25 protein-coding genes, 2 pseudogenes and 1 other annotated feature are annotated in these 26,699 nt (G+C 39.0%); of the genes and pseudogenes, 1 reads left to right on the top strand and 26 read right to left on the bottom strand.

Features of this window, described 5'->3' with window-relative positions; translation table 11 throughout:
* Positions 1 to 6: 6 nt before the first annotated feature.
* Positions 7 to 498 carry a dUTP diphosphatase gene (locus tag JCM9152_RS06915; protein WP_035342537.1) on the bottom strand — a complete coding sequence of 164 codons (492 nt, stop codon included), beginning with the start codon at positions 496 to 498 and terminating at the stop codon, positions 7 to 9.
* A gap of 123 nt (positions 499 to 621) precedes the next feature.
* Here JCM9152_RS06915 and JCM9152_RS06910 point away from each other — a divergent pair, with 123 nt between their 5' ends.
* Positions 622 to 999 carry a hypothetical protein gene (locus JCM9152_RS06910; RefSeq protein WP_035342535.1) on the top strand — a complete coding sequence of 126 codons (378 nt, stop codon included), beginning with the start codon at positions 622 to 624 and terminating at the stop codon, positions 997 to 999.
* 126 nt (positions 1,000 to 1,125) lie between these two features.
* On the opposite strand, the gene JCM9152_RS06905 is transcribed toward JCM9152_RS06910, so the two are convergent.
* The 25 genes and pseudogenes from JCM9152_RS06905 to citZ all read right to left on the bottom strand — a co-directional run bounded on the left by JCM9152_RS06905 (position 1,126) and on the right by citZ (position 26,558).
* Positions 1,126 to 1,695 carry a TVP38/TMEM64 family protein gene (locus tag JCM9152_RS06905; protein ID WP_035342532.1) on the bottom strand — a complete coding sequence of 190 codons (570 nt, stop codon included), beginning with the start codon at positions 1,693 to 1,695 and terminating at the stop codon, positions 1,126 to 1,128.
* A gap of 21 nt (positions 1,696 to 1,716) precedes the next feature.
* Complete coding sequence (locus tag JCM9152_RS06900; protein WP_035342529.1) at positions 1,717 to 1,989, bottom strand: DUF1294 domain-containing protein; 273 nt, start codon at positions 1,987 to 1,989, stop codon at positions 1,717 to 1,719.
* A 170-nt stretch (positions 1,990 to 2,159) separates the two neighbouring features.
* Positions 2,160 to 2,519 carry a 50S ribosomal protein L20 gene (gene rplT / locus JCM9152_RS06895; protein ID WP_035342526.1) on the bottom strand — a complete coding sequence of 120 codons (360 nt, stop codon included), beginning with the start codon at positions 2,517 to 2,519 and terminating at the stop codon, positions 2,160 to 2,162.
* Between the two features lie 38 nt (positions 2,520 to 2,557).
* Entirely contained in the window at positions 2,558 to 2,758 is a 201-nt protein-coding gene (gene rpmI, locus JCM9152_RS06890; RefSeq protein WP_035342523.1) for a 50S ribosomal protein L35, read from the bottom strand.
* Between the two features lie 35 nt (positions 2,759 to 2,793).
* The gene (gene infC, locus JCM9152_RS06885; protein WP_035342520.1) at positions 2,794 to 3,300 is read right to left on the bottom strand and encodes a translation initiation factor IF-3; all 507 of its coding nucleotides are present in this window, start codon (positions 3,298 to 3,300) and stop codon (positions 2,794 to 2,796) included.
* Positions 3,301 to 3,378: 78 nt separating this feature from the next.
* Positions 3,379 to 3,493: a sequence feature (ribosomal protein L20 leader region), on the bottom strand.
* A gap of 114 nt (positions 3,494 to 3,607) precedes the next feature.
* Positions 3,608 to 5,539 carry a threonine--tRNA ligase gene (thrS, locus tag JCM9152_RS06880; RefSeq protein ID WP_035342517.1) on the bottom strand — a complete coding sequence of 644 codons (1,932 nt, stop codon included), beginning with the start codon at positions 5,537 to 5,539 and terminating at the stop codon, positions 3,608 to 3,610.
* A 121-nt stretch (positions 5,540 to 5,660) separates the two neighbouring features.
* Entirely contained in the window at positions 5,661 to 5,822 is a 162-nt protein-coding gene (locus tag JCM9152_RS22585; protein ID WP_156314983.1) for a hypothetical protein, read from the bottom strand.
* A gap of 108 nt (positions 5,823 to 5,930) precedes the next feature.
* Positions 5,931 to 6,791: a putative sporulation protein YtxC gene (gene ytxC / locus JCM9152_RS06875; protein ID WP_035342687.1), complete on the bottom strand. Its 861-nt coding sequence runs from the start codon at positions 6,789 to 6,791 to the stop codon at positions 5,931 to 5,933.
* A 271-nt stretch (positions 6,792 to 7,062) separates the two neighbouring features.
* Positions 7,063 to 8,172, bottom strand: coding sequence for a cyclic dehypoxanthinyl futalosine synthase (mqnC, locus tag JCM9152_RS06870; protein WP_035342515.1), 1,110 nt, complete (start codon positions 8,170 to 8,172; stop codon positions 7,063 to 7,065).
* A gap of 95 nt (positions 8,173 to 8,267) precedes the next feature.
* On the bottom strand, positions 8,268 to 9,203 hold the full coding sequence (gene dnaI, locus JCM9152_RS06865) for a primosomal protein DnaI (protein ID WP_035342512.1): 936 nt from the start codon (positions 9,201 to 9,203) through the stop codon (positions 8,268 to 8,270).
* Positions 9,204 to 9,215: 12 nt separating this feature from the next.
* Complete coding sequence (locus tag JCM9152_RS06860) at positions 9,216 to 10,652, bottom strand: replication initiation and membrane attachment family protein (RefSeq protein ID WP_035342685.1); 1,437 nt, start codon at positions 10,650 to 10,652, stop codon at positions 9,216 to 9,218.
* Positions 10,653 to 10,747: 95 nt separating this feature from the next.
* Positions 10,748 to 11,206 (bottom strand): transcriptional regulator NrdR, encoded by a 459-nt coding sequence (gene nrdR, locus JCM9152_RS06855; RefSeq protein ID WP_035342509.1) that lies wholly within the window; start codon positions 11,204 to 11,206, stop codon positions 10,748 to 10,750.
* Between the two features lie 69 nt (positions 11,207 to 11,275).
* A complete protein-coding gene (locus tag JCM9152_RS06850) occupies positions 11,276 to 11,677 on the bottom strand; it encodes a hypothetical protein (RefSeq protein WP_035342506.1) in 402 nt (133 codons plus the stop codon).
* A gap of 256 nt (positions 11,678 to 11,933) precedes the next feature.
* Complete coding sequence (gene speD / locus JCM9152_RS06845) at positions 11,934 to 12,314, bottom strand: adenosylmethionine decarboxylase (RefSeq protein WP_035342503.1); 381 nt, start codon at positions 12,312 to 12,314, stop codon at positions 11,934 to 11,936.
* Positions 12,315 to 12,597: 283 nt separating this feature from the next.
* Positions 12,598 to 13,197 carry a dephospho-CoA kinase gene (gene coaE / locus JCM9152_RS06840; protein WP_035342500.1) on the bottom strand — a complete coding sequence of 200 codons (600 nt, stop codon included), beginning with the start codon at positions 13,195 to 13,197 and terminating at the stop codon, positions 12,598 to 12,600.
* Between the two features lie 13 nt (positions 13,198 to 13,210).
* Positions 13,211 to 13,849 (bottom strand): sporulation membrane protein YtaF, encoded by a 639-nt coding sequence (ytaF, locus tag JCM9152_RS06835; protein WP_035342497.1) that lies wholly within the window; start codon positions 13,847 to 13,849, stop codon positions 13,211 to 13,213.
* Positions 13,850 to 13,911: 62 nt separating this feature from the next.
* A pseudogene (mutM, locus tag JCM9152_RS06830) lies at positions 13,912 to 14,735 on the bottom strand (DNA-formamidopyrimidine glycosylase).
* 12 nt (positions 14,736 to 14,747) lie between these two features.
* Entirely contained in the window at positions 14,748 to 17,375 is a 2,628-nt protein-coding gene (polA, locus tag JCM9152_RS06825) for a DNA polymerase I (protein WP_035342495.1), read from the bottom strand.
* A 235-nt stretch (positions 17,376 to 17,610) separates the two neighbouring features.
* Positions 17,611 to 18,546, bottom strand: coding sequence for a protease modulator HflC (gene hflC / locus JCM9152_RS06820; protein ID WP_035342492.1), 936 nt, complete (start codon positions 18,544 to 18,546; stop codon positions 17,611 to 17,613).
* Complete coding sequence (gene hflK, locus JCM9152_RS06815) at positions 18,539 to 19,501, bottom strand: FtsH protease activity modulator HflK (protein WP_035342489.1); 963 nt, start codon at positions 19,499 to 19,501, stop codon at positions 18,539 to 18,541. The genes hflC and hflK overlap by 8 nt, the downstream gene beginning before the upstream one ends.
* Positions 19,502 to 19,881: 380 nt before the next feature.
* Positions 19,882 to 21,645, bottom strand: a complete 1,764-nt coding sequence (gene pnpS, locus JCM9152_RS06810; protein ID WP_035342486.1) for a two-component system histidine kinase PnpS — start codon at positions 21,643 to 21,645, stop codon at positions 19,882 to 19,884.
* Positions 21,638 to 22,351, bottom strand: coding sequence for a response regulator transcription factor (locus tag JCM9152_RS06805; RefSeq protein ID WP_035342483.1), 714 nt, complete (start codon positions 22,349 to 22,351; stop codon positions 21,638 to 21,640). Before JCM9152_RS06805 ends, pnpS begins: the two co-directional genes overlap by 8 nt.
* 410 nt (positions 22,352 to 22,761) lie before the next feature.
* Positions 22,762 to 23,706: a malate dehydrogenase gene (mdh, locus tag JCM9152_RS06800; RefSeq protein WP_035342480.1), complete on the bottom strand. Its 945-nt coding sequence runs from the start codon at positions 23,704 to 23,706 to the stop codon at positions 22,762 to 22,764.
* 379 nt (positions 23,707 to 24,085) lie between these two features.
* On the bottom strand, positions 24,086 to 25,354 hold the full coding sequence (icd, locus tag JCM9152_RS06795) for an NADP-dependent isocitrate dehydrogenase (RefSeq protein ID WP_035342477.1): 1,269 nt from the start codon (positions 25,352 to 25,354) through the stop codon (positions 24,086 to 24,088).
* 87 nt (positions 25,355 to 25,441) lie between these two features.
* A pseudogene (gene citZ / locus JCM9152_RS06790) lies at positions 25,442 to 26,558 on the bottom strand (citrate synthase).
* Between the last annotated feature and the right edge of the window lie 141 nt (positions 26,559 to 26,699).

Raw genomic sequence — 26,699 nt, 5'->3', positions numbered from 1 at the left:
AATCGTTTAATAACCTTCATCCTGTCTTTGATGATTCACTTTGTTCTTTTCTAAGTAAGCTTGCTCAATTTCAGCCATCGTAAAGCCTAGCGCCATCCCTAATGCTATATACGCCTCGAATAGCTCATTGTATGTATCAATATCCTTAATAGCCTCAAGCTGATGAGTTAATTTCATCACAGTGAGAAATCGCTCTGTTAACATGCCTTGATTAGCAGAAGCTGTATCATTCACTTTAACATCCGTATAGCTTAGAGCGAGTCCAATTGTTAATAAAAAGTGAACGCCATCAACATATTCTTCTAATATGACCTTCTGTTCAGAGGCACCCTTTCGACTCCAATATTTAAAGCATCTTGTTTCATTAGCCAACTCCCCTATTTCAACAAGAAAGGCAAGTAATTGCTCCTGGAATAAATCGCTCTCTACTAGCTGATGCTCCGCCATAATTCGGTCATTCAATTTCTTTTGAATGGCAAATAAAGTTTGAATATTCATCTGTTCTCTCCCTCCTTCCATTATTATAGCAGTTTTTTTCAAATAAAATGAAACCTCTAACTAGTTGATACGTATATGTAGGAAAGTGTACACTAATTGTATCGAAGACAAGGAGGAGTCTCTATGGTTTTTTTAGTTCGCTTCTTGATCCTTGCAGCTCTCATTATTTTAGCTTATACCGCCATTAAATATTTATTTCACCCCCGTCGCAAGCTTGAACAAGCACATGAGAAAAAACAATATTACTTTTATGATGATGAAAAAGATGTCAGGAAGAATTTCTTTATCACATATAAAGGCGTTATGTTTGAAGGAGAGAAATATTTAGGCACAACAGATGATGCATTTGATATTATCACCATCTATGTTTGGGTAAAGCAGCCAGAAAAGCTCGCAGGTTTAAAGAAAGAAGACTTTCAGTTCATTGCTGAAGACATTTACTTACGGTATCCAAGTGCCAAATTAGAATGGAAAAGTCCGATAAAAGAATTTTTGAAATAACTTGCTGTGATTCCGTCTTGCTAAGAAAAGGAGCGGAATCATACAGCATAGAAGGTCCCATCATATGTGTGAGACTAGGAAAGGTCAAAAGATAAAACACCAAAGGCTTCTCCTCAGGTGCTCATGCTATCGCTTCTGAAAAAACGTATCCCATGAAATGGTCGTTTCTTTCTTACGTAATGCAAGCATAATCAATACTAAAAATATGACGAACACAATCGTCCCAGCTAAAGGTAATTCATGAATCATATCACCAAATGCTGTATACACGATGGCAGGTGGCATACTTGCTAGAAAAGACCTTTCCGTATACTGCCTAAACGATGATGTCGTCTTAATTAAATAAAATGAAATAATGTGAAAATGCACAAATGGCATAATTCTCAAGACCATCAGCTGAGCTAAATTAAGCTGGTGCTTTCCCTTCAATACCTTCTCTTGCAATCGACTTAACCTTTGGCGAAACGACGGAAATAATCCAATCACACCATAGAATAAAATACTGACTAACGTTAAACCGACAATCGAATAAATCGACCCATAAAACGTCCCAAATAAATATCCACCTAATAAACACACAAGTAAAACCGGTACGAAAAACACTTGGCGGAACACGTGCAGAAGAATAAAAAAAAGCGGTGCTAACCAGCCTGATTGCTCTATCATTTGTAGCGATCTTTCTAAAAATTCTTCCATCCTACTCGCCTCCGCTCTATTCTATGCTTCAATGGACAGGAAAATGATGAAGATAACAATGATTTGAATGATTATAATAAACGGTAGCCCTACGACAAAACGACGCTTTTTTGTCTTATGCCGAAAGCTCTTCATCCCAAGCCAGATTCCCAGACTACCACCTAACCAAGCAAGTGTAAATAACGTTTTCTCAGATATTCGTCTTTCCCCTGTTTGAGCACGTTTTTTATCTACCTTCATCACAGCATACGAAACAACTGTCCAAAACGTGATATATAGCAATAGAGCTAACATCGGCCCATCCCCCTAGCTCAATTATTGAATAAGAAAAACGCGTTAGCATCTTTTCTTATCACCTACATCTTCCTCGACTCTTCCATAACATTCATATAAAAATGGTATCTTAAAAGGTTCTTACTTCAACCTTTCAAGACACCATTTAAAAGCTCATTCATTCGCTTTTATTAGCCATTCAAGCTCTGCTTTGCTTTTTCAGCAAGTTGGGCAAAAGCTTGTTCATCATTCACTGCAAGATCGGCTAAGATCTTACGGTTCACATTGATTTCAGCAAGCTTCAAACCATGCATGAATCGGCTATAAGAAAGACCATTCATACGTGCAGCTGCATTAATACGAGTGATCCAAAGCTTACGGAAATCACGTTTCTTTTGACGACGGTCACGGTATGCATAAAGCAATGACTTCATGACTTGACCTTGTGCTGACTTAAATAATGTATGTTTTGAACCGAAATATCCTTTAGCTAACTTTAAAACCTTCTTACGACGACGACGAGCGACATAACCGCCTTTTACTCTTGGCATCGACGTTCCCTCCTTCTTTCTATCTCAAATCAGATCAGTTATTTTTTGTACGTTAACATTGAACGAATACGTTTGAAGTCTCCAGAATGAACCATTCCAGCTTTACGAAGCTTACGCTTTTGCTTTTGTGATTTATTCTTGAATAAGTGACTTGTAAATGCGTGTGAACGCTTCAGCTTTCCAGATCCAGTCTTCTTAAAACGCTTAGCAGCGCCACGGTGAGTTTTCATTTTTGGCATAACTTAGGTCCTCCTTTAATCTTGTTTCTACTCTCCTATTTCGTTTCCGTCTTAGGAGCTAACATCAGAAACATACTTCTGCCTTCCATCTTAGGCATCGCCTCGATAACAGCAATATCTTCACATTCTTTTGCTAGACGCTCTAAAACTTTACGTCCAATTTGAGAATGGGTAATCGCACGACCACGGAACCGAATTGCTGCTTTTACCTTATCTCCCTTTTGAAGAAATTTACGAGCGTTACGAAGCTTCGTATTAAAGTCATTATCTTCAATTGTAGGGCTCAAGCGAACCTCTTTCACATTAATGACCTTTTGCTTTTTACGAGTTTCCTTATCTTTCTTTTGTTGTTCATAACGGAACTTTCCGTAATCCATGATTCGGCACACTGGTGGTTTCGCATTAGGCGCGACACAAACAAGGTCAAGATTAACATTTTGCGCCATCTCAAGCGCTTCTTGCTTCGACTTCACACCTATTTGATCACCATTCGCTCCAATAAGACGAACCTCACGCGCACGAATCCCTTCATTGACCAACATATTGTCCTTACTAATAATGAGCCACCTCCAAAGGATTTTGACAAACCAAAGCAACGATCATCTACCCATGTTCTCATGCAAAATAAAAAAGCGAGGGCATACTACGCCCCCACTTTGTCCATCTAACATGAAACGTTCATACCTGCCAACCGTTTGTCGATCAGGTGAGAAGCGGGCGCTTCTTCTTGCCTAGTTCGTAATGATTCAATTGATCACTGATATACTTTACCACACAATTGTATAGGTGTCAATGCATTTAGTAAACGACTATATTAGTGTACATGTTCAGTCATAGAAAATCAACCGTTTATTTTTTCACTTCTTTTGACAATTCGTTGATGAAAGCATCCAATGAAATTGATGTTGACTCCTTTTGACCATACTTACGTACATTCACTTCCGAAGCTTCCATTTCTTTATCACCAAGTACGAGCATGTAAGGGATCTTTTGCATTTGCGCTTCACGTATTTTATAGCCTAACTTCTCATCGCGCTCATCAATTTCAACACGCATTCCTGAAGCTTGTAGCTTCTCTTGAACACTCTTTGCATAATCCATATGCACATCGAGCGACACCGGAATAACTTGTACTTGTACAGGGGCTAACCAGGTTGGGAAGGCTCCTTTATACTCTTCTAACAAGAAGGCCACAAAGCGCTCCATCGTTGAAACAACTCCACGGTGTACAACGACTGGTCGGTGCTGCTTTCCATCCTCACCGACATACGTTAAATCGAAGCGTTCTGGTAGTAGGAAGTCTAATTGAACAGTCGATAGCGTCTCATCTTTTCCAAGAGCTGTACGTACTTGTACATCGAGCTTTGGACCGTAGAAAGCTGCTTCTCCCTCTGCTTCATAATAATCCACATCCCCAAGCTCATCCATCGCCTCTTTTAGCATCGATTGAGCCTTTTCCCACATCGCATCATCATCAAAATACTTTTCCTTATCATCTGGGTCACGATAAGATAGTCGGAATGAATAATGTTCTAACCCAAAATCTTTATATACTTCACGTATTAAATGTACAACTCGGATAAACTCCTCTTTTATTTGATCAGGTCGACAGAAGATATGAGCATCATTTAACGTCATTCCACGAACACGCTGTAAGCCAGAGACTGCCCCTGACATCTCATAACGATGCATCATACCAAGCTCAGCAATTCGTAAAGGCAATTGACGATAGCTTCTCATATCTTGTTTGTAGACCATCATATGGTGTGGGCAATTCATCGGACGAAGAACAAACTCTTCATTGTCACGCTCCATAACTGGAAACATATCATCCTGATAATGATCCCAATGTCCAGAAGTTTTATAGAGCTCTGAACTACCTAAAATCGGTGTATATACATGTTGATAACCGAGACGCTCCTCTTTATCAACAATGTAACGTTCAATAATTCGGCGGACAGTGGCTCCTTTAGGTAACCAAAGTGGTAAGCCTTGCCCCACTTTTTGTGAAAGGGCAAAGATACCAAGCTCCTTACCTAGCTTACGATGGTCACGTTCCTTCGCTTCTTCTAATAAGCGTAAATGCTCCTTTAACGCTTCCTTTGAGAAGAAAGCTGTTCCATATATCCGTTGAAGCATCTTATTGTTACTATCTCCACGCCAATACGCTCCTGCAAGACTGAGCAGCTTAAATTCTTTAATTTTATTCGTAGAAGGGATATGAACGCCTCGACATAGATCAAAGAATTCCCCTTGCTCATAAATCGTCAGCATATCTCCTTCTGGAATTGCTTCAATTAATTCAAGCTTGTACTCATCACCGATGTCTTGATAACGTTGAAGCGCTTCTTCACGAGTCACCTCAATCCGCTTCACTTCTAAATTTTCTGATATAATTTTCTTCATTTCCTTCTCGATCTTAGGTAAATCTTCTGGTGTTAACGATTGTGGTGAATCAATATCATAATAAAATCCGCCCTCGATAACAGGTCCAACTCCAAGCTTCACGTCTTTATATAACCTCTTAATCGCTTGAGCCATCACATGAGCCGTACTATGTCGAACGATTTCTAATGCGTCATCCGAATCAGGTGTAATAATCGCGAACTCACCATCTTCTATAATAGGCGTACGTAAATCAAGTAACTCGCCATTCACTTTCCCAGCGAGTGCTTTCTTTTTCAAACCTGGACTAATGGATGCCGCAATGTCTTCTGTCGTCGTACCACTAGCAAATTCCTTAACAGCTCCGTCTGGAAATGTCATTTTTATTTGACCCATAATAATCTACTCCTTTACCGTTCAATCTCATTTCGCCCACCTTTTTTAGGACAACGATTTTAGCATAAAAAAACACCCATCCCTCCAAAAAAGGGACGAGTGTGGTTTCGTGGTTCCACCCTTACTTCCCACTACGCTTTTCGTAGTGGCTCTGCGCAATAACGGTTGCGTTGCCGACATTTGATACTCCACAAATCTTGTGTTTCCCTAAGTAGTTCAGAGGTGGTAAGAATCTATCTCCTGGTAAGAAGCTTTCAGCAAGTACTTCTCTCTCTGTAAACATTCGTATAGATCTCATGTCCTCATCGTAACTTTTCCTTATCTAGATCTAGAATTTCTATTATGTAGTATTATAGGGAGCACAAACGAGAAAATCAAGTCTATTTCAAAATTAACGCCACTCTTTTTCATACATTTTAAGAGGATACACGTGTAATCGTTCTTGAAATATCGATTGAATCGACATGATGACGCCATGATCTGGGTCATCAGAAAAGATATGAACCGACTTTGGTAGCATACTTACAAGTGGACTAATGACCATTTCTTCTATTTCAACTTCTTGTTCAAATACGATATCATCATTCAAATAAAACATTAATTCATCGCGAGTCAGCTTGCGAAATTGTTCATCCAAAAATGTGAAGGATTCATTATGAATGAGATAAATGATTTCCATTTTCGCTTTATGATCCTGTACGTAATGTCGAAAGCCCTCTATCATATTCTGATACTCTTGCTCAAGCATGTATTCATCAATCGCTAATTCAACACAATCAATTAAACACTCTCCATACTCTCTCAATCGAAACGTGAGAAACGGCTCATAATAAAAATCCGTTTCTTCCTCTAGATGAGTAGCAAAAGCTTCATAAATGAGCGAGCGCCTATTCATTAAATCGTTTACTCTAGGCAGTTCCTTTCGATCTCCTTCTAAAATCGCATTGGCAATACTAACAATTTGTCGCTTCTCTTCTTCATCTTGGAAATAGAACATCGTTTCAATAATATCAAGCAACCACTCTTCCTCCTGAGAGTCAATGACATAATCTGTTAATATCGAAACAATAAATGGATGAAACGCTTCATAGAAATCGACGTCTTTTTGCTTGTACTCAATGAGAAGGGAGCATGTATCATCGATCATGATGGAACCTCCTAATCCAATCATTGAGAACTTTTGAAAATAATATTCAAATTGATCGTACAATGCTTTACAATCTTCCTCTTCTTCAAAATGAATAGCAATCAACACTTATTCCCCCTTACAATAGCTTTCAGACAGGCTCTACTCCCATCGTATGAAGGAGTAAGAAGGAACATGATAAGAAAATTTCATTTGACGCTTGAAATTTTGCCTACATAAGAAATAACACAAAAGAGGCTGGAACAATAAGTATTAAAAAAAATGAGAACCCAAACAAATACAGAGTAGAGCACACTCTCCGCTACGTCCTGTAAATGTTCGGATTCTCAACTAAACACTTTTGTTATGTCCCAGCCTCTTCTTTTTGCTTCAGTCACTAATTTTGCATCACAAAATCCTTATCGGCGGTCTCGTCTTCATGATACACTTTTAAAATGTTGTATCCTGTATCTCGTTGGGCTGGAATTTTACCAGCTTCACGAATTAATTGTAACGTTAAATTCGTATTTACTTTATGTGTCGCCCCTGCAGCAGATACAACATTTTCTTCCATCATCGTGCTACCGAAGTCATTACATCCATACTGCAACGACATTTTTCCAATTTCTGGACCCATCGTGACCCACGATGATTGGAAATTAGCGATGTTATCTAAAAACAGTCGCGATATCGCCACATTTTTCAAATAATCTCTAGGTGTTAGTTTCTTTGTCTTATACATTCCCGTATTCTCTGGCTGTAATAGCCATGAAATGAAAGCTGTAAAGCATTCCGTCTCATCTTGGGCATCACGAACACGTTGTAAATGGAGAGCTCTTTCTTCAAATGATTCTCCAAACCCTATAACCATTGTCGCTGTTCCATGCATCCCGACTCGTTTCGTCGCTTTCATCGCTTCAATCCATTGTTCCCAAGTAACCTTCAAACGACTAACACGTAAGCGAGTCTCTTCTGTTAGAATCTCAGCTCCTCCACCAGGCATACTGTCTAAGCCAGCTTCATGCAATTCACGTAATACATCTTCAACAGACATATTCGAAACCTCAGCGATTTTCCACACCTCAGCAGGGGAAAAGGAATGCATCCATATGTTGTAACGCTCCTTAATCTCCTTTAGTAAATTCGTATAATAGCTAAGTGGCAAGTCTGGGTTTGTTCCACCTTGCATTAAAATCTCCGTACCGCCGACCTCTAGTGTTTCCTCTATCTTCTTAAAAATCTCTTCATTATTTAATACATAGCCTTCTTTATGCCCTGGCGCACGATAAAACGCACAAAAACGGCAATACGTATCACAGAAATTCGTATAATTCACATTACGACCAATGACAAATGTTGCAACGGGATCAGGATGCCACTTTAACATAACCTGATTAGCTGCTTCCCCCATTTTTTCTACTTCATCACTTTCATATAAAGCAACCGCATCCTCCATCGATAAACGTTCACCATTGACCGCTCTTTCTAAAATTGCATCTATGCTCATGACGTAACCTCCGTACTCTAGCAATATATGAATTCATCGTATCATAGTTAAGCATGAACGGAAAGAGAAGAAGCTCGCAAAGGGAATAAGTTCCATTATAAGCGCTTGCGTCGATTTGTCCCTTCCACCTTTACAAATGAGGTAAAATGCTTAACTCGCTCCATAATCCTCTTTGCTTTCAGTTCTTCAATTCCACCCTTATCTGAATAGGATAAATGACGTTCTAATTCTTCATAGTCATAATTAGACGTAAATAAGGTAGGGAGCTTTTCAAGCATTCGATATTGCAAAATGACACCGAGTACATCATCTCGTACCCAAGCAGAAATTGTTTCAGCACCAATATCATCTAAAATTAATACGGGAGCTCTTTTGACAATATCTATTTTCTCTTGAAACGTTCCATCACCAATCGATTGCTTCATCTCTCGAAAAAAATCAGGTGTATAGACAAGAAATGAAGGTACGCCGCGATCCTTCAATTCGTTAGCAACAGCTCCCATTAAATACGTCTTACCAACACCAAATTTACCATAAAAATATAAGCCATGACCATCTTCCCCAGGATTAGCCTCTAGTGAAAAAGATAGTGCTAAACGACTTGCTTCTTCACGACTTGGTTCATGCTCTAACGTATCGAAAGTCGCTGAAAGAATTTCTTTTGGAACATAAAACGACTTAATCATCTCACGTTGCTTACGATCTTGTTCTGCTGCCATCTTCTTCTCACATGGATGATAGGACAGCTCAATTGATTGACGAACGACTGTTAGCTTAGGCTGATAGCCCTTCATCATATTGGGACAGGCTGATAGCCCTGGACATTCTCCGCAATGAGTACGTTCCTTTTTGTATTCATATAAATTCACGAGTGCTCGTTCAATCATATCTTCTGTAATAGTAGCTTCCTGCGCCTCTAGAGCTTGACGAACAATCGAATCTTTTACTAATGTATTTCTAGCCTCTTTTAATCGATCTTGAAGCTGCTTATTCTCAGTCCATTGTTTAAGGGATTTTTGAATCGATTCCATCGGTTTCCCCCCCTATTCCTTTCGTTTATTACGCTCTGCTAACAATTCAGCAAAGCTCTTCTCTTGCTTTTGTTCCCGTTCTGCTCTCGGTTTCAATGATTGTTCATTCGCATCATTTTTCTGGTTTTCTTGCTCTTCCAACAACCATTTAGGCAATTGATCTCGACGGCTATTCGTTTTTCTTTGGCCATTTGCACGTTTTGTAGTTGTTGAATGACTATTAGATTGCTTTTTCGTTTTTTCTTGCTCTTTTAAAGCAATCATCATCGCTTCTTTTACGGTTTGAACCTTTTTTCTTGACCAGTGCCCACCTATTTTATCAACTAGCGCCTTCGAAAGCTTCATATCCTGACTCCATAATATAAAATCTAGCAAGACGTTGACAACACCCGGATTTAACTTATGATCGAGCATTAATGATTCAATTATTTTCACATCAGCTAATGGTACCTTTGCTCCACCTGAACGGATTTCAAGCAATGAGAGTGGTGATGTATTTTCGTAAAATTGGATCGTACGCTCTTCCTCAGTTAGTGCTTGGCGCTTATTCATTGTTCGCTTATTCATTGGCTGTGTTCTTAATGCCAAACCCGGCGGCTCCGTACCATGCTCTACCTTATACCATTCTTGAGCTTTTTTTCGTAGTTCTTCTATATCTACATAGTCATCATGTAATAATGCTTGTAATAAAATGCTACTCATTTCTAACGGTTCAATGCGATAGACAAAGGCAAGTCGAACAATCGCTTGCCTGACATCAACCGTTAATATTTGATCTGCATTAATCGTTGACGTTAAGCTTTTTTCTAATAGCTCAAAATCAAAATCCTCACCATTCATTTTAAAGTCATTATGATCTTTCTTCGTAATGACCTCTTGACCTTCCTTCTTTTTGAGCTCATTACTATCCTCTGACTTCAAACTAGAGACCATCTCAGAGTGATGAATCGACGTAAACACTTCGTCAAAAGCGTAGGTCACATCTTGAAATTGCTGTGAATTTAACGTTTCAATAACAAAACGATCTCTTAGCTGACGATAATGTGTTTTACCTAGTCGATTAAATAAGTATACACTTAATACATCATTTTCAAAAAAAAGTTTAGGTGTCATAGGTGGCTGTATGTCATAAATGTATGTACCACCATTATCGTCTGTCGCTTTATGTGTCTTTAATAATCCAACTGCTTCTAACTTCTTTCTCTCCTCATAAATGATTTCAAGAGAGGTTCCAAGAACAATCATCAGTTGACGATGAGTATATTCCTTACTCCAGTATTGTTCTTTCTCTAAATGAGAGAGTAACGTCACATATAAACTATTGGCAATGGCACCTATAAGTGGTTGGTACAATAATGTTATCGTCTGTTTGTCTTCCTCTGTAATGTATTGTTCAATACGTACAGAGTATCGATCGACTGGTACAAGCTTCTTCCAATGCCATGTCATTCTCAAACCTCCCTTTCTCCCATCTTCAGTTAACTCGATTTTATCTCTTGAAAGAGTAAAAAGAGCTTGCAGCATGAATTGCTTTAAGCTCCTACTCAATCACTCTTATTCATTAATTCTGTCAATTCCTTGATAAATACATTAATATCTTTAAATTGTCGATAGACAGATGCAAAGCGGACATAGGCTACATCATCGACATCTGCTAGACGTTCCATTATAAGCTCCCCTACATCTTGACTGTGAACTTCGCTCTTCCCTAAGTTACGCAGTTCACGTTCGGCACTATTGACAATATCTTCGAGAGTCTCTAATGCAACAGGACGCTTCTCACAAGCTCTAATTAAACCTCTTAACAGCTTTTCGCGATTAAACTCTTGACGAGTCCCATCCTTCTTCACGACAATTAATGGCACCTCTTCAACCATTTCAAATGTTGTGAATCGATGATGGCATTTCTCACATTCTCGTCTACGTCTAATCGAGCGCCCTTCATGACTTGGGCGTGAATCTAAAACTCGTGTTCCATTGTATTGACAGGCTGGGCATATCATGAAATCATCTCCACTACTATCATAACATTGATCCTATCATATCTCATATCAATAGCGCCTGACAAGTCATTACAATAGTTCATTCCCTAAGCTCGAACCTATGTAAGTAAGCTCTCGATCAATCTTATTATAAACATCAACGACCACTTTACGGCTATGACCAAAATCGGTCGGCAAAACGGTATCGGTTGAACACGATAAATCTACTGCTGTCTTAAATGGTTTAACCGTAATGATTGTAAGCACCAACATTTTCCGCTTTCCCTTTTTCATGTTAGCCACAATTTCTCCACGTTCTACTTCAGATCTTGCAATTTCCCACCCCGACTGTATTAAAACGTTCTCAATCGTTTGCATCGCTTTATCTTTTGTCGTCTTATAATACCTAGTTTGTAGTTCCTTCAGTTCGTTACCTTCCGTCGTTTCTGTTCGAATACTAAAAAATCGTTTTATACTACTTAATGCTCCCATCTCATCTTCACCTTTCCACCTATTCTATTACTTCTATCATACCATAGAAACGATTCAAACTGTAAGAAAATCGCGTATCCTCTTTTGTTCCGTTATCTTTTATGAATATGTAACGAAAACGTAAGCTGGCTTCAAATATGCGATCAACCGTTTTCGTTGAGAGAAAAAGTGATTAACAGGGCTGTAGCTTCTTAAATATTTCAAAAGGGCTATAAGAATCCCAGTATGATAACAGAGACGCTCATAGCCCTTTCACTTATAGTGATTTAATCATTGATTTTTCAATTTTAACAGGGCCCATTCCTCTTGGAACCTCAATCACTTCACTTGTTGATGCTTGCAAGCAATCAGCAATGAAATCAGATGCAACAGTCGGATCAAGATCTCCACACGTATATACATCAATACTTGCATAACCATGTTCAGGAAAGCTATGGATTGTTAAATGTGACTCAGAAATAATCACAACCCCACTTACACCATGAGGCGCAAACTTATGAAAGGCAACCTCACGAACCTCAGCTCCGGCCTTTAATGCAGCATCTACAAAAACTTGCTCAATATAACTCATATTATTCAACTTATCTTCATCGCAGCCCCAGAGCTCCGCAATGACATGACGACCCATTGTGTCCATCAGTTGAATCCCCCTTTACAAAAAAGATCATGCCTTCTCAAGCATGTAGGAATGCTTAGTTACACGGGGGAAAGTTAGTCCAAAGAGGTCCTAACCCAGTATGCAAAAAATCACTCCTAATTTGCTGTAATTGAAGTTCACGAAAATCAGTATACTTTGTTTAGTTTATGATTGCAACTATATTTTTTACGATAATGATGATCTCAATCCACCTTCGAATGAGGGCACTAAAAAAGTGTGATTTTTACTTTGTCAGTGCCCTTTACAAACCTGTTACCTTCTTTCATTCAAAGAGAACATGCCAATTTTGTAAAATGGAAATAAGCTGATGATGGGTCTCAGCTAATGTACGTGTATTATCAATAATCGCATCTGCCCGTTCTTTTTTTTGTTCAAGAGACATTTGTGATTGAATTCTTTCCAACGCTTCTCGTTCACTTAGCTGATTTCGTTTCATTAATCGCTTTAGCTGAGTTTCTTGATCAACATATACGAGCAATACGTTATCTACTAAGTGAAATAGCTCACTTTCATATAATAATGGGATATCATATACAATCGTCGATCTTCCCGCTGCTAGTAGCTGTTCTTTTCTTTCATTCATCCGCTCTCGAATAAGTGGATGAATGAGATCATTAAGCTGTATTCTCTTCGTTGGATTAGCAAAAATGATCTGACCAAGCTGAGCACGATTTAACGTACCATTCTCAGCTAGAACAACCTCGCCGAACCTTTCAACAATTAAGCGCAATCCAACCGAATTTGGCTCAACGACTTCACGTGCAATCAAGTCAGCATCTATAATTGGAAGACCCAAACCTTGCATCATCTTACTGACGGTCGACTTCCCACTAGCAATTCCACCTGTTAACCCAATAAACATGACGTAACTCCTTTTACGTAAAGCTAAATACACCTATCATCATTAAAAGCGCACCTGGAATAAAGGCAAATCGCTTAATAAGTAATGAGCCAGAAAAGAACCGTCCACTCTTCATTCCTAGCGTAACAAAGAGTGCACTCATGACTGCTACACTAATCGCCATCCAAACAGGTGAAAATCCAATTAATGACGCTCCAATTCCCGCGCCAAAAGCATCAAGCGACAAAGCAATTCCTAACAGCATCGCTTCTCTTCCTGTAATCGTCCCAGAATTATCAATATCAGCAACCATTGGCTTTCGTAATATTTGAATAACAATTCCTAACATTTTAATTTCAAACTTAAAGACCCATTCTTCTTCTTTTGTTTTTTCTTTTGTTTCTGCTGGTTTATACGCTTGATAAATCGCCCATCCTCCAATAAAAAGGAGAATGACACCTCCTATTGCTTCAGCGACAGCTGTTGGTAAATATGAGAGGAGCCAACTTCCAAACAACATCGCTATAAGAATAGACGTCGCCGAGCAGCCTGCTATGAATAATAATGACCGCCAAGGCAATTTCATATTACGAAGGCCATATGTTAAACCGACACCAAAACTGTCGAGACTTACCGCAAAAGCAATGGTTAATAATGAAAGTACACCTATCATATTACATGCCCCTTCCATACAACGTTACGATAGTATATGGAAAGGACTCATCCAATGTACGATTATTTTTGACAGTTTACACAGTAATGCGTACCTCTACCGGCAACAACCTTTTTTGAAATGACTGTCCCACACGTGACGCAGGCTCATCTTTTCGACCATACACGGCAAGCTGTTGCTGGAACATGCCCATCTCACCTTGTCCATTGACATAGGACTTAATCGAACTCCCACCTAATTCAACAGCTTCCTTCAGCGTTTCAACGATCGCCTTATGTAACACTTGTAGCTCTTGCTCTTGAATCGATGATGCTAAGCGAGTCGGTAAAAGCTTGGCACGGAACAGTGCTTCGTCAACATAAATATTTCCAAGTCCAACGACAAGCTTTTGATCCAATAATACAGCTTTCACCGATCGGTTCGTTCGTTCGAATACAGACTTCATTAACTTAATTGTAAATTCATTCGAAAACGGTTCAACACCTAATTGAGACAGAGGAAGCTCCTCCTCTTCCTTACCCTTTTGAAAAATATGCATCGTCCCAAATTTGCGCACATCTTGATACCGCAGCTCCGTTCCATCTGTAAATGTAAACAAAACATGCGTATGTGGTTGAAGCTGATCACATTGCTCAAATAGCCCATAACGCCCTTCCATTCTTAAATGAGAGACCAAGCTTAACTCGTCTAATTGAAATATAAGAAATTTACCGCGACGGTGAATGTCTCGAACGGTCTGTCCGATTAATGCTTGGCTAAATCGCTCAGGATCAGCAGGCTTCTTAATAATATTCCCCCAATGAACGGTTACATGTGAGATTGTTTTGTTTAGCACAAGTTGTTTTAGCGTGCGTCGAACCGTTTCGACTTCTGGTAATTCTGGCATTCTCTTCTCTCCTTACTTTGCATCGTACCACGTATCGCCATATGAAATATCCACTTTCAAAGGTACATCAAGTGATACAGCTTGCTCCATTACTTCAGGAACTAGCTCCATCATCGAATCAAGCTCGTCTTCCGGTACCTCAAATATTAATTCATCATGAACTTGTAATAGCATTCGACTTTTCACTTGACGCTTTTCCATTTCCTTTGCCATCTGCACCATAGCTTTTTTGATAATGTCGGCGGCAGTCCCTTGAATAGGTGTATTCATCGCCGTACGTTCAGCAAAGCTTCTCTTATTGAAATTTCGACTTGTTAAGTCTGGTAAATATCGTCTTCGCTGGAGTAATGTCGATACGAATCCTTTTTCACGGGCATCTGCAACCGTCTGGTCCATATATTCCTTTACGTTCGGGTAACTGTTGAAATAGCGTTCAATAAATTCCGCAGCTTCTTTTCGGGTAATATTCAAGTTTTGCGATAGTCCATAATCACTTATTCCATATACAATTCCGAAATTGACGGCTTTGGCACTTCTTCGCATTTGTGATGTAACATCTTCTTCTTTAACATGAAAAACATCCATTGCTGTTTTCGTATGAATATCCATATTTTGATTAAATGCCTCGATTAGTTTTTCGTCACCAGCAATATGTGCCAGAACACGTAATTCAATTTGTGAATAGTCCGCTGCAACCATTTTCCAGCCATTTGTCGCTGGTACGAAGGCTTTACGAATTTTTCTTCCTTCTTCTAAGCGAATTGGTATATTTTGCAAATTAGGATCAGTGGAGCTTAAACGCCCGGTTTGCGTTAACGCTTGATTATACCTCGTATGAATTTTACTCGTATCCTTTTTAATAACCTTCGATAATCCTTCAATATAGGTTGATTTCAATTTTCCTAACTGACGATAATGAACAATATACTCGGCAATTTCATGTTCGACAGCCAATTTTTCAAGAACATCTGCTGAGGTTGAATAACCTGTTTTCGTCTTCTTTACAGGAGGTAATTCGAGCTTCACAAATAAAATCTCTCCTAATTGCTTCGGAGAATTAATATTAAATGACTCTCCAGCTAAGGAGTGAATGGTTTTCTCAAGCTCTGCTAAACGCTTTTCTAAATCCTCGCCCATCTTATTCAGCATATCTTGATCAACTTTCACACCGTGCTTCTCCATATGACCTAAAACGATTGAAAGTGGCATTTCAAGTTCGCGATAGAGCTTGTCCTGTTCATTCGTGACAAGTTCTTCTTCAAGCTCTGATTTCAAACGATAGACAGCCTCAGCCTTTCGGACAATATGTGTTGCAAGCTCTGTGTCTTCCGGTAGCTTTTGTTTTGCTCTTTTTCCATATACAACCTCATCCGCCTGAACAATTGTCATCCCTTTTCGACTCGCCACATCATGAATGTCATGAGAGGATAGCGAAGGGTCTAGTAAATAAGAAGCCATTTGGACATCAAAGTCCACACCATTCATAACAGCTCCCTTCCATGCTAGAGCAACGACACTCTTCTTCGCATCAAACACCCACTTCTTACAACGATCATCCTCTAACCACTCAAGAAATTCCTCTGATGCCAACGCATCTTCAGCCTTAATAAACAATCGCTTGTTTTTGTTTACGATGGCAACTCCATTTATTTCAGCTTGATGATAGTGCTCATCTAATACTTCTACTAAAACAGCTGATTCTACCCCAAGATCGGTTTTCTTCACTTCACGAACAATATCATAGTCTAACTCCTCTACTTCACCCTGTTCGACTTCGACATCTAGCTTCTCTAACAAAGAAGTAAATTCTAATTCCTTTAGTAAATGGACAACTTCATTCGTATCAAACTTGCCAAATTCATATTGATCTAAAGCTTCTTCAATAGGAACCTCTAAGAAAATGGTTGCTAATTCTTTACTCATTAACGCTTGTTCACGGTTTTCCTCTAAGCGTTCCTTCATTTTCTTGCCAGAAATCTCATCAATTGAATGAAGAACATTTTCCACCGTTCCATATTGCTTCAACAGCTTAAGGGCTGTCTTCTCACCGATTCCAGGAACGCCTGGTATATTATCAGAACTATCTCCCATTAATCCTTTCATGTCAATAATTTGTTCAGGTTTAATACCATACTTTTCTTCGATCATCCCTAGGTCATATGCTTCAACATTCGTAATTCCTTTTTTCGTTAATACGACTGTCACGTTATCATCTACTAATTGTAATAAATCTTTATCTCCGCTATATACTTTCACTTCCCACTTTTTTTCTCCAGCTTGTTTGGCTAACGTTCCGATAATATCGTCAGCCTCATATTGCTCCGCCTCATATCGCGAAATCTTATAAGCATCAAGTAGCTCCCTTACGAGAGGGAATTGCTCTGATAATTCTGGAGGGGTTTTCTGTCTTCCTCCTTTATACTCCTTATATGTCTTATGGCGAAATGTTGTTTTCCCTGCATCGAATGCTACAAGCATATGAGTCGGTTGTTCTTCTTCAATAATTTTCATTAACATCATTGCAAAGCCATATACCGCGTTTGTATAAACTCCTTTTTGGTTATTTAACAATGGCAACGCAAAAAAAGCACGATATGCAATACTATTTCCATCAATTAATACGAGTTTACTCACACTCATTGCCCCTCTCTAAACGTTCATTCTTCCCTTTATTGTATCATAGTTATTATATCTTATAGCACGGTTACACATTAAACGAAGAGAGAGAAAATCAGAAAGCAATGTTGCCTGTTTTGGAAAGCTTGATACGAGTGAAGCCATTGCTAATCAAATGAAAGGCACTGAAAAAGTACAAATCGACTTTTTCAGTGCCCTCGAAAATCACATATCATGATTTTCTCTCCATGAAACTCTTTTATTCAATATATCCTAATAGTAAGCGTGCATACGGAGAATCGGCAGGAAGAACGATAACTGTCTCATCATTAATCGTCGTTTCATAAGATTGTAACGTTCGGTATAACTGATAAAATTCAGTATCTTGGCCAAATGCGTCATTATAAATACTCGCCGCATCGGCTTCCCCTTCACCAATAATTTCATTAGCATCAGCATTGGCTGTCGCAATCATCTCTTGTACTTCTCGATCCGTCTCAGACTCGATTCGATTTGCTTCCGCTTCCCCTTGTGACAAATATTCTTGAGCTGTCGATTCACGTTCAGAAATCATCCGACGATAGACGGCTTCCTCATTTTCACTAGGTAAATCCGTACGTTTCATACGCACGTCTGTTATACTAATCCCGTAATTTGAACGTTCTAGCGCTTCATTCACACGATCACGTACAAGCTCATTAAAGCTTCCGCGCGACGATTTCTCTTCATTAATAATTTCATCAAAATCAAGCTGCCCTAGCTCTGCACGAATGGCAGAAAATATTTGCTCCCCCATAATAGCTTCTGCACGTTCAAGTGTAACCGCCGTCGAAATCATTGCTTGTGGGTCATCGACTCGCCAAACGACATAATGATCGGCTAACATTCGCTTTTTATCCCGTGTATTAATTTCAGCCGGAGGAATATCATAGATCATTTGATACTTTGGAACAGAAGTGACTGATTGAATAAATGGGATTTTGTAGCTTAAGCCTGGCTCCTCTTCAATACGTACCACTTCTCCAAACTGTCTTACAACTTTATACTCGCCTTGCTCGACAATAAATAAATTACTTATAATCGTCACAACAATCACAATAAGAAGAACTAATACTGCACCTAACTTTAAATAACGGCGCCATTCCTCGCCAGATCTCTTCTTTTCATTAAGGTCAACAATATTTTCATCACTCATTATTTGTGCCTCCTTCCGCAGCTGGTGCCTGTTGCTGCTGACGTTCAAGAGGACGAATAGGTAAGTAATTCACCGTATCATTTCCGTCCATGATGTAAATTTCAGTATCAGGTAACACTTGATCGAGTGTCTCTAAAATGAGTCGCTGTCGTGTAACTTCCGGATTAACGATATATTCATTATAAAGAGCATTAAACTTAGCAACATCACCACGAGCTGTTTCGATTCTTTCCGTTTTCGTTCCTTCAGCACGAGAAATGATTGCATCAATTTCCCCTTGCGCTTCATTCACTTCCTGATTCCGATATCGTTCAGCTTGGTTAATTCTCGTTAATCGCTCTTCGCGAGCATCGGTCACTTCTGTAAAAGCACGTCTTACTTCCTCAGTAGGTAGCTCAACATCTTGAAGTCTCACATCTTGAATACTAATACCAATATCATAAATTTCAAGTAAATCGACTAGGTTATCAAAAACCTCTGCCTCGATTTCTGGTCGTTGGTCTGTTAGTGCTTCGTCTACTGTCGAACTCCCTATGACACCACGTAATGAAGCAGATGTCGCATTATATAATAGATCCTCTGGTTCTTTTGTACTAAATAAATATTTTTCAGGATCGGTAATGCGCCATTGTACAGCCAAATCAGCAAATAGAATATTCTCATCTCCTGTGATCATCTTTGCCTCATCTGTAAATTCAATGACCTCACCGCCATCTTCCTCATAACCTACTTGCAAATTATACGTTCCACGTGACAAAATTTCGACCTTCTGAATCGGCCATGGTAATTTAAAATTTAGCCCAGGCTCTGTCACCGTATCCTCGACTTTACCAAATGTAATAACAGCTGCTTGCTCTGACTCATCAACGATATACCAGCCGGTCACTAAAAATAATACGAGTATAGCTGCTGCTATAGTGGACACAAAACCTACAATGATTTGCTTAACCGTCATCTAACCATCCTTTCTCTCTTCGTTTACCATTTTAATATACGTGCGACTATAATCATAGGTTTCAAACAATTATTCTTTTCTACTCTTTATTCTCATCTTATAGGGCGTGTTTGTTCACAAAGAGGAAAAACCACTCCTTTTTGAACAGCCTCTTATATGAATGAGTTCTAACAAAAAAATAGAACGAAAGCAACTGGGAAGCTTTCGTTCTTAATGGGGATATAAATCCTTTGCAGCAACTTGCTTCACAAAGGAAACTAACCGTTCATCTAACAGTATAACCCCTATATGTAAAATACAAATAAAGCTCATGTAAATTTTGTGTAAACTCATAACATGATTCGAAATAAAAATATGGCTTCAGACGTCTCATTTAAGAGTCATTCTCTCTTTCTGTTAAAAATAATCGAAAAGGTCGTTCCTTTTCCGAGCTCACTTTCCACATTGATTTTCCCTTCATGTGCTTCAACTAAATGCTTCACAATGGCAAGGCCTAAGCCAGTACCTCCCGAATGACGACTTCTAGCAGGATCCACTCGATAAAAGCGCTCAAAAATTCGCGGCAATACATCTTGACTAATTCCAACTCCTGTATCACTGACTCGAAGCTCAACTGCCTCTTCTGTACGATTAACCTTAACATTTATACTACCGCCGTTTGGTGTATACGTAATCGCATTATGAATTAAATTAATGATAATTTGCTTAATTCGCTCTGGGTCTCCTTCAAATTCACAATGCTGTTCACTTACAAATTGAAGATCAATCTCTTTTTCTTTTGCCTTTTCTCTTAGAAGCTGAGCCACATCATCAATAATGCTATTTAAATCGACATCTTGCCAATGTAACTGAAAGACATCTTTTTCAATTCGTGAAAGCTCCAATAAGTCATGAATAAGTCGTTGTAATCGGTCGCTTTCCTTATTAATAATATTCAAAAATTTAATCCGTAGTTCTTCGGATTCCATCGCACCATCTAGAAGTGTTTCTGTAAACCCTTTAATTGAAGTAACAGGAGTCTTTAATTCATGCGACACATTTGCGACAAAATCCTTTCTGATTTGCTCTAGCTTCTTCAACTCAGTAATATCATGTAAAACGAGAGCAATCCCCTTCAATCTCCCATGATTACTAATAATCGGTGCGCCATGAACATCAAAATGCCTCATCTCATACAAAACTGGAAAGCTTACTTGCTTGCTTTGCTTCTGTTCGGTAATAAAAATGTTTTGAATAACTCGAATTAATTCTTTATGCTTAATGACATCGTAATATAATTCATTTAACCATACATCGGTACGTTCCCCGAATATCTCATCACATGTCCGATTAATTAAGGAGATATCTCCCCTCATTCCGATTAACAATAAGCCACTACCCATATTTTCAATTAATGTTTCCATATGTTCTTTTTGTACTTGGTGCCGTCGTGTCAGCTGCTCTAAATTATATGCTAATACATTAATTGATTTAGTTAGTAAACCGATTTCATCGTGTTTACTTTCATATGTCCTCGCTTTAAAATTACCTTCAGCTAATTCAATCGCAACGTTCGTAGCATTTTCAACCGGCCTAATCATTTGATCAGCAATGCGATATGTAATATACACCATAACGAAAAAGGCAATTGTAAAGCACACAAAAATAATCGTCCAAATGGTTCGACTCATTCCATGAATATCACTTGTCGACAATCCTAATCGTACATAACCAGCGACATCATTATGCTCCCTAATTTCGACTGCATAATAAAGTAATTCATCTTGCACGGTATGACTAAAACGAATCTCTGTCCCTTCGTCACCAACTAACAAATCTTGAATTTCCGGCCTTCCCAAATGATTATCCATCATTTCAGGATCAGTAGCGGATTCACCTATTACTTCACCGTCTGGAAACATAATCGTTACACGAGCTTCAAGTTTATTCGAAATTTTCTCTGCCAAAGTCTGCGCTCTCTCTCGACTTAACGGTTCTTCTTCTAACATATAAGCAGCTAAGTGTGTTTCTTTTTCAATACGCTCCTTTACATGGTTCATATAATAATTTTCATATATTTGACCAATCACAAACGCCAAAGCTGCCAATACACATAAAATAACGAGTAAAACCGAAAATACGAGTTTATAGCGAAGCTTATGCATCTAGTTGTGGCTCCTCTAATTTATAGCCTAAGCCACGAATCGTTTTAATGTATATCGGTTTTTTCGTTGAAGGTTCAATCTTCTCACGTAAATGACTAATATGAACATCGACAATACGTGTATCACCAACAAATTCATAATTCCAAACAGCATTTAATAATTGATCTCGTGTCAAGACACGTCCCTTATGATTAAAAAGATATAGTAAAAGTTCAAATTCTTTTGGTGTTAGCTCTAATGATCTTTCCTTATAAAATACTTCATAGTTATCAGGGTACAGTTTGACATCACCACAAACTAAATAGTCGTCACTAGCCTCAGCTTCGTCAACGATTTTCGTTTGCGCTCTTCTTAATATCGCTCTTACTCTAGCAACGACTTCACGAGGGCTAAAAGGCTTTGTCATATAGTCGTCTGCTCCTAATTCTAGCCCTAACACCGTGTCAAATTCATCATCCTTTGCCGTAAGCATTAAGATCGGAATTTGTACCTTATTCTCTCTAAGCTGCTTACACACATCAAGACCATTCACCTCAGGTAACATTAAATCAAGCACCATCAAATGAAACGACTCAGCTTGAGCAATTTGCAATGCTTTAGCACCATCATTTGCCGTCACAACTTCATATCCAGCTTGCTCTAAATTAAATTGCAACAACGTTACAATCGATTCCTCATCGTCCACTACCAAAATACGCTGGCTCATACATTCTCCTCCAAACTCCAACAAACTAGATTGTAACGGTTAGTGATATCCCATTTTTTCTTCTCTATTTACCCATTATTTTACTACTTCTATGTAAAGAAAAGCAACCGTCTATCGTTTCCTAAAACGGTTGTTCTTCCTTATCTAGCTCCAGCAAACAGGCCGCCAACCCAATTGTTGTCCTATTCTTTTCCCCTCCTCCGCATAAAGAGTGAGCACTGAAAAAGTCCTTTCTAGTAACTCAAAGAAGAGTAATGGCTCAGCTCGTTGCGCGCCGTGCTATGAGAAACCCACTCATTGCAAGGCTTTCAAAATCGGGCAACGGCTACGCGCATTACTTAAAGGCCACTGAAAAAGTTAAAACCAAACTTTTTCAGTGGCCTTGCATAAAGCAAAGGGGGACAAGAAATTTACTCTTTCGGCAATGCCTTCATAACGTTCCGGACAGAATCAACTGATTTATCTAATGCCGCTTGTTCCTCTTCGGTTAAATCTAACTCAATCACCTTTTCTATTCCGTCCCCACCTAGAACAGTTGGTACACCTAAATACAAGTCTTCATAGCCATATTCACCTTCAAGATACGCAATCGTCGGTATGATACGCTTCTTATCCTTTAGAATAGCTTCAACCATCTGTGTCAGTGAAGCAGCTGGAGCGTAATAGGCACTTCCATTCCCTAACAAGCTCACAATCTCTCCGCCACCTTTACGTGTCCGTTCAACAATCGCATCCATTCGATCTTTTGAGATAAGCTTGTCGAGTGGGACTCCACCTGCAAAGGAATAACGAATAAGCGGAACCATATCATCACCATGACCACCTAGAACAAATCCCGTAATATCTTCAATCGAAACTTGTAATTCTTGTGCAACAAAAGTACGGAAACGAGCAGTATCTAGCACACCAGATTGTCCGATAACACGATTTTTCTGGAACCCAGATTCTTTATAGACTGTGTATGTCATCGCGTCAGCAGGATTTGTTAATACAATAATATAGCAGTTGGGTGAATACTTAACCACCTGCTTCGTAACGGACTTCATAATTCCGGCATTCGTACTAACAAGATCATCACGACTCATTCCCGGCTTCCTAGCAATACCTGCCGTTATAACGACAACATCTGAATCCTTCGTTTCTTCGTAGTTAGATGTCCCAATGATAATAGAATCCGTTCCTATAACAGGTGTTGACTCAAGCATATCTAATGCCTTTCCTTTTGTTGGATCTTCATTTTGCGGGATATCGACTAATACAACATCTCCTAATTCCTTTTGAGCCACCATCAATGCAGTAGTGGCTCCAGTAAATCCACCACCGATAACAGAGATCTTTCTACGTTTAATCGCCATGCTTTGTTCCACTCCCTATCATTAAATTAGAAAAACCACGTGTCAACGTCACTGAAAAAGTTTGGTTGTTAACTTTTTCGGTGACCTTTCAGTCTTTTCTTCCAAAAGGCGTATAACAGGTTTAGCGAACGCCTTCCTCATAATTTCCTTTCATCTAACTAGATCGAGACTCCCAGAGCATTATAGAAAAAGCATATACTTTTGTTTCTCCTATAGCTCTTCTGAAGAACTTTCCAAAGCAATCGAGCAAAAATTCTCCACTATTAACGTACGCATCCAAGGTGAAAAATTGCCTCATTTTTATGAAAGAAGCAGTTCCAAATGGGGATTTCCCAATTGGAACTGCCAAGCTTTTTAAGAGAGCTTTTCAAACACGCTCTTAAAGGTTTTTAATTAATTCATCAGCAAAGCCTGAGCATGATACTTCAGTCGCTCCATCCATTAAACGAGCGAAATCGTATGTGACAACTTTACTTCCGATTGTTTTATCCATTGAATCCATAATAAGATCAGCTGCTTCATTCCATCCTAAGTGACGAAGCATTAATTCCCCTGAAAGAAGAACAGATGAAGGGTTTACCTTATCTAACCCTGCGTACTTAGGTGCAGTACCATGAGTCGCTTCGAAAATAGCATGTCCAGTATCATAGTTAATATTAGCACCAGGTGCAATTCCAATTCCACCTACTTGAGCAGCAAGTGCATCAGAAATGTAGTCACCATTTAAGTTCATTGTTGCCACAACATCGAACTCTTTTGGACGAGTTAAGATTTGTTGCAAGAAAATATCAGCAATAGAATCTTTCACGATGATCTTACCTGCAGCTTCAGCTTCAGCTTGTGCTTTATCAGCCGCTTCACGACCTTCAGCCTCGACAATCTCATCATATTTAGCCCATGTAAATACTTTTTCACCAAATTCACGCTCAGCTACTTCATAACCCCAAGACTTAAATGCACCCTCAGTAAATTTCATAATGTTACCTTTGTGTACTAGTGTAACACTCTTACGTCCTTCATCAAGTGCATATTGAATAGCGGCTTTCACAAGACGCTCTGTTCCTTCTTTTGAAACTGGCTTAATACCAATACCAGACGTTTCAGGGAAACGGATTTTCGTAGCACCCATTTCATTTTGTAAGAATTCAATCACTTTCTTAGCTTCATCCGTACCTTCTTGGAATTCAATTCCTGCATAGATATCCTCAGAATTTTCACGGAAAATAACCATATTCGTATCCTCAGGACGTTTAACTGGTGAAGGAACACCTTGGAAATAACGTACTGGGCGTAAGCACGTATATAAATCTAACTCTTGACGTAAAGCAACATTTAATGAACGAATTCCACCACCAACAGGAGTTGTTAAAGGACCTTTAATTGCAATAATATATTCACGAACCGCTTCTAATGTTTCATCAGGTAACCAAGAACCCGTTTCGTTGAATGCTTTCTCACCAGCAAGAATTTCTTTCCACTCAATCTTCTTCTCACCGTTATATGCTTTCTCAACTGCTGCATCGATAACACGTGAAGCCGCTGCCCAAATGTCAGGACCTGTCCCATCTCCTTCAATAAATGGAATCACAGGATTATTTGGTACGTTTAACACACCATTATTTACTTTAATTACTTCTCCGTTTGCCATAATTACTTTCCCTCCTAATAATAATTAAACCTATCCAACTTTTAATCTATGTACAGAGGGAGACAATTGCTCCCTCTCCGTACTCCATTATGAACGTTGAGCCAGTGGTACATAACTTCTTTTTTCAGGGCCAACATATTCCGCACGCGGACGGATGAGACGATTATTGCTGTACTGTTCTAAAATGTGAGCCGTCCAACCAGACGTACGACTTACAGCAAAAATCGGTGTAAATAAATCACTCTTTATCCCTAAACTATGGTACACGCTTGCTGAGTAAAAGTCTACATTCGGCAGTAAACCTTTTTCAGTTGTAACCATTTCGTTAATCTTTGCTGACATTTCATACCACTTTGTTTCACCCGTAATTTCAGTGAGACGTCTTGACATTTCCTTCAAATGTTTAGCACGTGGATCACCATTTTTGTATACACGATGGCCAAAGCCATAATCTTCTCTTTATTATCTAGTGCTTTGCGTATATAAGGTTCCACATTCTCTACTTTTTCAATTTCCTTTAACATATTCATAACGCTTCATTCGCGCCACCATGCAAAGGTCCTTTAAGAGCACCAATTGCAGACGTGATACCTGAATACATATCAGATAAAGTCGCTACACAGACACGTGCAGTAAACGTGGATGCATTTAACTCATGGTCAGCATGTAGAACTAAAGCCTTGTTGAATGCATTAATCGAAATCTCGTTTGGCTCTTCACCAGTAAGCATATAAAGGAAATTAGCAGCAAATCCTAAATCCTTACGAGGTGCCACAGGTTCGAGACCGTCACGAACTCGAGAAAACGCTGTCACAATCGTAGGAATCTTTGCTTGAATCTTAATGGCCTTCAAACGGTTTGCTTCCTCATCCATTATATCAGCATCTTCATCGTAAAGAGCTAAGCTTGAAATAGCAGTACGCAAAGCTGCCATTGGATGAACCTTATCAATTGGATAAACCTTAAATTGATCAATTAGCTCTTGAGGAATAGGCGCATGGTTCCTTAATTCTGTTTGCAACTGACGCAATTCCTCTTCATTTGGTAAATGACCGTTCCATAATAAGAAGATAACCTCTTCAAAGCTAGCATTATCTGCTAAATCATCAATGTCATACCCTTGGTACGTTAAGACACTTTCGATAATCGAACTAACACTTGACGTCGTTGCTACAATACCCTCTAGACCACGAGTAGTACTCACGTAAACCTCTCCTTTTCTCCTTTGTTGTCTTAGCCTCCACACACTAGTAAATGCTTACATTTCTCATCATATTTACAATGGATTAAGCACCTTTTATGTACTAGAAATAACTCACATGTTCCATTATAACGATTATTCACT

The sequence above is a fragment of the Halalkalibacter hemicellulosilyticusJCM 9152 genome, from assembly GCF_000513115.1.
In the GTDB taxonomy this organism is placed as follows: Bacteria; Bacillota; Bacilli; order Bacillales; family Bacillaceae_D; genus Halalkalibacter; species Halalkalibacter hemicellulosilyticus.
The sequence above is the reverse complement of the archived record's forward strand: the minus strand, read 5'-3'. Positions and strand labels throughout refer to the sequence as shown.